This window comes from Leptospira adleri, from assembly GCF_002811985.1.
GTDB lineage: Bacteria > Spirochaetota > Leptospiria > Leptospirales > Leptospiraceae > Leptospira > Leptospira adleri.
Genome location: NZ_NPDU01000121.1, coordinates 1 through 6,172, shown reverse-complemented (window position 1 = coordinate 6,172; position 6,172 = coordinate 1). Strand labels below are relative to the sequence as shown.

Genomic DNA, 6,172 nt, shown 5'->3' with positions numbered 1-6,172 from the left:
AAAAGCCGTTCCCTTCCGCATAAAAGACAAATCAACCTTTGGTTCGATTTCTGTGTTCTTTGACGAGTTCGGGCAGCTTCGCCATGGAAGAATGGATTCGATGCATCTCTAACGCCGGTTTTGCGGGAATTCCGAAGTAAGCGACTTTTTCCGCGCTGTCCTCCGTGAGTCCGGACATTCCCATAAGAATCGATCCTTTTCTCATCGTGATTCCTTCCGCTACCGCCGCCTGACCGCCCATGATCACTCCGTCTTCCAGAGTAACCGATCCCGCGAGAACGGTTCCGCCCGCGATATAAACAAAGTTTCCGACTCTGCAATTGTGGGCGATATGAACATGATCGTCGAACTTCGTGTGATTGCCGACCGAAGTAGTTTCGATCGTTGCACGATCCACAGTGCAACAAGCTCCCATCTCGACGTAATCTCCGATCGCAGAAATTCCGATTTGAGGAACCTTATAACGCACGCCTCCTTTATCATAAAATCCGAAACCGTCCGCGCCTATCACGGTATTTGCGTGAATTAAATTATGTTTTCCTAATGTACAATTATAAGCGACGATCACTCCGGATTTAAGAATCGTACCTTCGCCGATCTTAGCTCCGCTTTCTACGACTACGTTCGGGAATATCTGACATGCGTCTCCGATTTCCGCATTCTCCTGAATCACCGCAAAGTCCATAATCGTAACATTCTTGCCGATTTTGGCGCTTGGATGAATGCTCGCCTTTGTAGAAATCGAAGGATCGTACTTCGGTTTTTTCTCAAAGAGAGAAAGTAGCTCGATAAATTTCAGTCGTGCCTGTCCTTCGGGAACGATCAACGCCGAAGGAAATTCAGAAGCTAAAGGAGCGATCGTCAACGCGATCTGAACCTGTTTCGCTTTTGGATTCGAGCTGAGATATTTCTTCGCTTCGAAATAATATATTTTATCCGCTTGAACAGAAGAATGATTTTCGATGTCGCCGACGCCGTTTATCTCTTGTTCGCCGTTTCCTTTTAATTCCAACCCGAGGGTTTTCGCTAAATCTTTGGCTTTCATGATATCAAATTTTTAGAATCTAAAAAAAGGACTCAACTCGTTTTTTTAGATTTCAATATTTGTAATCAGAAGATTCGAAATTATAGAACAATAAAAGCAGTTCCACTCACTTAAAGAATGCTTTTATAAAATGAAATCTTTTAAACTCCGGCAAACCGGACGGTGTTCATTATTCCCGAGAATCAAAATTGAAAGTAGTATCAGACCTCCGTTTTTAAAATAGGTTCTAATTGTTTTAAAAAAATTCTTATAATTGATTTTAGTAATATTCAGAAAAGTTCTGAATCGTCCGCAATCGGGAAACAAAAGCAAACGATTCATAAAATTTTCAAAATAGAGAAGATTCAAACTTTTCGATTTTCGACAAAAATTTCATAGTTAGATCGATATCGTCCCATCCATTTCTGATTCGGTCCGCCAAAGATTCAGAAAGTGTAAAGTGATATTCCTTATCCCCTGCAAAGACAACTAACGTTTCTAGATCGATCCCTAATTCCGCCCCTTCGTTATCCGTTACATATCTCAAAATTTCCTCTACCTCCTGAAAAGACAATTTAATCAAAGCGATTCCGTTCTTGGCGCAATTCCCGAAAAAAATATCTGCGAAAGAAGGCGCAACGATTGCATGAAATCCGAAATCCGCTAAGGACCAAGGAGCGTGTTCCCTACTCGAACCGCATCCGAAGTTTTCTCCCGCGATCAAAACGGAGGCATTTCTATATCGACTTTCGTTTAATACGAAGTCGGGATTTTCCTTTTCTCCTTCTTCGTCTAAATATCTCCAATTGTGAAAAAGATGTTTACCGAACCCGCTTCGTTCCACCTTCTTCATAAATTGTTTTGGAAGAATTTGATCCGTATCGATGTCTTTTCGATACAGAGGAACCGCGACCCCTTTGTGTTGTCTCCATGACCGACTCATACCGTTTCCTCCTTCAATTCCGAAATGGTTCCGAATCTTCCGAGAATCGCCGCCACCACGGCGCTTTCCGGACTGACAAGATGCGTTCGTCCGCCTCTTCCCTGTCTCCCTTCGAAGTTCCTATTGGAAGTGGAAGCTGAACGTTCTCCGGGTTTCAAAAAATCGTCGTTCATTCCGAGACACATAGAGCAACCCGGCAATCTCCATTCGAAACCTGCGTCCATAAGAATCCGATCCAATCCTTCCTCTTCTGCCTGACGTTTTACCCTTCCGGAACCTGGAACAACAATGGCTTGCACGTTAGGCGAAACCATTCTCCCTTTCGCGAGTCCGGCGGCCTTCCTGATATCTTCTATGCGAGCGTTCGTGCAGGATCCGATAAAAACCTTGTCTATGCCGACGGACCGCATCATTTGTCCCGGCTGTAAACCCATGTATTCCAACGACCTTCTCGCGGCGGCCATCGCTTCACGATTCGAAAAAGAATCGGGATCGGGGACCGAAGACGTAATCGGAACGACCTGACCTGGATTTGTTCCCCAGGTTACCATAGGGAATACTTCGCTCGCGTTCAAAACGACCGTTCTGTCGAAAACCGCGTCCGAATCCGATTTTAAGGTTTTCCAATATTCAACTTTTTTGATATACTCTTCTCCTTTCGGAGACCGATCCCTCCCTTCCAAATAAGAAAACGTAGTCGCATCGGGAGCGATCATACCGGCCCGAGCGCCTGCCTCGACACAGAGATTGCAAAGAGTCATCCGGCCTTCCATTGAAAGTTTCTGAATCGTTTCGCCTGAATATTCGATCACGTAACCTTGACCGCCGTCGGTACCGATTTCTCCGATCAAAAAAAGGGCTAAGTCTTTCGCCGTAACATCGGGGGAAAGTTCACCTTCGACTCGAACCAAAAGGTTCTTTGATTTTTTCAGACGAACCGTCTGCGTAGCCAGAACGTGTTCGATTTCGCTCGTTCCGATTCCGAGGGCAAACGCACCGAACGCGCCGTGAGTGGAAGTATGCGAATCTCCGCATGCGATTACTGTTCCGGGTAACGTTAATCCCATCTCGGGTCCGACGACGTGAACGACCCCCTGATCCGGATGATTTATATCCAACAATTCGATTTCGAAGTCCTTGCAATTTTCGGAAAGAAGCTCCATTTGCTTTTTCGAAACAGGTCCCGCGCCGTCCCACTCGCGATTTCTCGTGGAAACGTTGTGATCCATAATCGCGAGCGTTCGTTCCCTTTTCCTGACCGTTCGTCCTTTTTCACGAAGAGCAGTAAACGCCTGCGGCGAAGTAACTTCGTGTAAAAGGTGTCTATCCACGTAGAGGATATCCTCTTCTCCGTCCTTCGCGACGACTCTCGAGTCCCAAATTTTATCATACAATGTTTTACCGGCCATGTTGTCCTCCGATGGAAAAACCATAACATAAGCAAATATATAATGCAAATAAATAGGATTGATTGACATTATAACTAAAAGTAATACATTGAGAACAGAATGGAGTTCAGACAGATAAGATATTTTCTGGAAATTCACGAAGCCGGCACCTTTCAAAGAGCCGCTTCTAAACTGGGATTAACCCAACCCGCGCTTTCCAGACAAATTTTTCTCTTAGAGAAAGAATTGGGTTCACTCGTTTTCGAAAGAGGCCCGAGACAGATCAGACTGACGCACGACGGGGAAATTTTACTCGCCTACGCGATGAGAATGAAAGATCTATGGGAAGAATTAAAAACAGGAATGAAAGAACCCGGAAAAGAACTTTCAGGTGAATTTTCGATCTCCGCCGGAGGGACAGTATCCGCTTGGATTCTTCCCGAAATTCTAAAAAAAATAAAAAAGGATCATCCGGAATTGGTATTATCCGTGAGGGAAGGAGACTCTCTAGAAACCAAAGAAGCGATTTTGTTAAACGAAGTGGACCTCGGAATTCTTACCGGCCCCGTGAACGAGCCGGGACTAATTTCCAGGGAATTTTTGTCGGACAGAATCGTTCCGGTCGCGCCCAAATCGCATCCCGTTTTTCAAAGAAAAAAACAAACTCTAAAAGATATCAAAGAAGAATCCTTCGTATTCTTTCATCCGGCATCTGCCATTCGAAAAGCCGTAGAAAAAAAAATAAGATCCCTAGGTAAAGAATTTCGACCCCGAATAGGAATGGAGTTAAGAAGCGTGGAATCGGTAATCAAAAGTATCGAAGCCGGATTGGGACTGGGGTTTTTGTCCGAATACAGCCTTTCTTCCAAACTGCGTATGATACCGATCCAGGAGTTGATCGTTGAAAGAAAATTCTTTCTTTGTCATAAGAAATCGATCCGCCCCGGCTTGTCCAAATTGGCGGAGGAGCTGGTTCATGAAAGCCGCGAAAGATTCGGCTCCTTTATCGATCAGAGGTAATTTATAAAAATAGAATATTCTAAAATAGATTGATCGTTTCTTTTTAATTAGGACCGGTTTTTGCAACAACAAGAAAAAAAGAATCATCTATGACTTATTTCTTATGAGCACAAGCTAAACCTATAAGCGCGATTAGGATCGTAGTAAAAATTCTTTGATTCATATCTCATCGTGACAGATAAGAATTTCCGGATTTAATACATTACGTAACTTGCGCAATTTAAGTTCAGCTCGCGTGAACTTAAAAATTGATTGTGAAAAAATCTTGCCGATCAAATACAACTTTTCAAAATCAAAATTATGAAATGGATCTGCCAACACTGCGACTATAAGAATCCGATGGACTTGCCGCATTGCGCGCAATGCGGAAATATGAGAGGAGCGAATGTCAAAACCGTCGATTCTTCCAACTTTTTGCTTCGGAAAATTTCAACGTTAGGCACCTTTGGGTGGATTTTGATCGTTCTTTTGGGCGTAGCCGCGGTGATTCTTACCCCGATCCTGTTTATCGCGGCAATTTCTCATTGGGAAGGATTTGCCGGTCTTCTTTTGTTGATTGGAGGATATTTTGGAGCAAGGTCCGCGGTAAGATCTCAACTCGGACCTCCCGCAAAGGCCGTCTTCATCGTATTCTTCTCCATTATGGGAATGTCTTTGGATCAAACCGGAAATTATTTATACAACTTTCCGTTTCGATACTTATGTCCGGATTCCACAACGATGAAAAGATCCGTCTTGATAAGCCATCCCCTTCCCGGCAGGACGGACACAGCTCAGGCGTTTTCCTGTTTGGATCCGGGCGGAAAAGAAATTTCACGCATTCAACTCCCGGCAACTTTGGGGATTCGATTTACGGAATACCTCCTTATCGCGGGAATGCTTCTATTCGTCCAAGAGCGCCTTTCAACCCGCAAACGATTTCGAAATGAAGATTAGAATATGCTTTTTAAAGAATTGTATCCATTCTAAGATGGAAACGGCTGCGCTCAATCGAAGGGTTTCGACCGATTCCATCTTTTTTCGTTCGTTTAAAGTGCGTCTCCAACGTTATGCTCCGTTCCCGCAATTTCATTGGAATCCGATCGACGGAATCGAAGCTCCTATTTCTAAGAAAGAAATTCTCGACCGTTATCATGTTCAGAGAAATCCGCTTTAAACTTACGAAAGTTTACTCGCCTCTTCGTCGCTTACTTTGTATGGACGCATTCTTTTGAGATCCATGAACAAACCGTAGAATTTTGCGGAACAGATCAAGACTCCGTCCGATTCTCTATAAAGATCCTGAACGACCAATACGCGGCTTCCTTTCTGGGCTTCGAATCGAGTCGTGAGTTTTACGTTTTCCGGATATTTCAGTTCCGCCTTATAATCCAATTCGGCTTTCAAAATCACCGGACCTATATGACGTTTCCTTAAATCGTTCATATCCAATCCTGAATCTTCAAAGGCCGCCCGACGCGCCTCGTCAAAATAACTCTGATACACCCCGTTATTGACGTGGCCGTTCTCGTCCAAATCCACCCAACGGACTTTTAAGACATTGGTAAAAAGTTTGATAGGATTTTCCGAAACTTTTTCTTTTTCGAAGGTATTCATAAACTCTCCAAAGGTAGACCGATTGTTCTACCTTTAAATATCCTATTAAATAGTAGACAATTTTGTCTACTATTTAACACTCTTCACAATACGGTAAGTTTTCATTTTTTTATAAGAACCTGTCCCAAAACTGGGACAGAACCTTGCAGCTTGATCTTTTCGACAAAATACAATAAGTTTTTGGGACGCGCTGTAAGAATT

7 protein-coding genes are annotated in these 6,172 nt (G+C 43.6%); 3 read left to right on the top strand and 4 right to left on the bottom strand.

The genetic code is table 11. The features are described from left to right. Window positions 1–31 precede the first annotated feature (31 nt). The 3 genes from lpxD to leuC all read right to left on the bottom strand — a co-directional run bounded on the left by lpxD (window position 32) and on the right by leuC (window position 3,376). Window positions 32–1,045 (bottom strand): UDP-3-O-(3-hydroxymyristoyl)glucosamine N-acyltransferase, encoded by a 1,014-nt coding sequence (gene lpxD / locus CH376_RS23280; protein WP_100785189.1) that lies wholly within the window; start codon window positions 1,043–1,045, stop codon window positions 32–34. A gap of 328 nt (window positions 1,046–1,373) precedes the next feature. Continuing rightward, the gene (gene leuD, locus CH376_RS23270; protein ID WP_100785187.1) at window positions 1,374–1,967 is read right to left on the bottom strand and encodes a 3-isopropylmalate dehydratase small subunit; all 594 of its coding nucleotides are present in this window, start codon (window positions 1,965–1,967) and stop codon (window positions 1,374–1,376) included. Next, complete coding sequence (gene leuC, locus CH376_RS23265; protein WP_100785186.1) at window positions 1,964–3,376, bottom strand: 3-isopropylmalate dehydratase large subunit; 1,413 nt, start codon at window positions 3,374–3,376, stop codon at window positions 1,964–1,966. The genes leuD and leuC overlap by 4 nt, the downstream gene beginning before the upstream one ends. Before the next feature lie 99 nt (window positions 3,377–3,475). On the opposite strand from leuC, the gene CH376_RS23260 reads away from it, so the two are divergent. The 3 genes from CH376_RS23260 (at window position 3,476) to CH376_RS23250 (ending at window position 5,531) form a co-directional block, all read left to right on the top strand. After that, on the top strand, window positions 3,476–4,375 hold the full coding sequence (locus tag CH376_RS23260; RefSeq protein WP_100785185.1) for a LysR family transcriptional regulator: 900 nt from the start codon (window positions 3,476–3,478) through the stop codon (window positions 4,373–4,375). A 300-nt stretch (window positions 4,376–4,675) separates the two neighbouring features. Continuing rightward, window positions 4,676–5,311, top strand: coding sequence for a zinc finger Ran-binding domain-containing protein (locus CH376_RS23255; protein ID WP_100788529.1), 636 nt, complete (start codon window positions 4,676–4,678; stop codon window positions 5,309–5,311). Further along, on the top strand, window positions 5,301–5,531 hold the full coding sequence (locus CH376_RS23250; RefSeq protein ID WP_125231922.1) for a hypothetical protein: 231 nt from the start codon (window positions 5,301–5,303) through the stop codon (window positions 5,529–5,531). The genes CH376_RS23255 and CH376_RS23250 overlap by 11 nt, the downstream gene beginning before the upstream one ends. A 2-nt stretch (window positions 5,532–5,533) precedes the next feature. Here CH376_RS23250 and CH376_RS23245 read toward each other — a convergent pair whose 3' ends face one another. Beyond that, complete coding sequence (locus tag CH376_RS23245) at window positions 5,534–5,971, bottom strand: acyl-CoA thioesterase (RefSeq protein ID WP_100785182.1); 438 nt, start codon at window positions 5,969–5,971, stop codon at window positions 5,534–5,536. Window positions 5,972–6,172: the final 201 nt, after the last annotated feature.

Coding starts and splice junctions, on each gene's coding strand:
- lpxD (WP_100785189.1), bottom strand. CDS start 1,045: ATGAAAGCCAAAGATTTAGCGAAAACCCTCGGGTTGGAATTAAAAGGA.
- leuD (WP_100785187.1), bottom strand. CDS start 1,967: ATGAGTCGGTCATGGAGACAACACAAAGGGGTCGCGGTTCCTCTGTAT.
- leuC (WP_100785186.1), bottom strand. CDS start 3,376: ATGGCCGGTAAAACATTGTATGATAAAATTTGGGACTCGAGAGTCGTC.
- CH376_RS23260 (WP_100785185.1), top strand. CDS start 3,476: ATGGAGTTCAGACAGATAAGATATTTTCTGGAAATTCACGAAGCCGGC.
- CH376_RS23255 (WP_100788529.1), top strand. CDS start 4,676: ATGAAATGGATCTGCCAACACTGCGACTATAAGAATCCGATGGACTTG.
- CH376_RS23250 (WP_125231922.1), top strand. CDS start 5,301: ATGAAGATTAGAATATGCTTTTTAAAGAATTGTATCCATTCTAAGATG.
- CH376_RS23245 (WP_100785182.1), bottom strand. CDS start 5,971: ATGAATACCTTCGAAAAAGAAAAAGTTTCGGAAAATCCTATCAAACTT.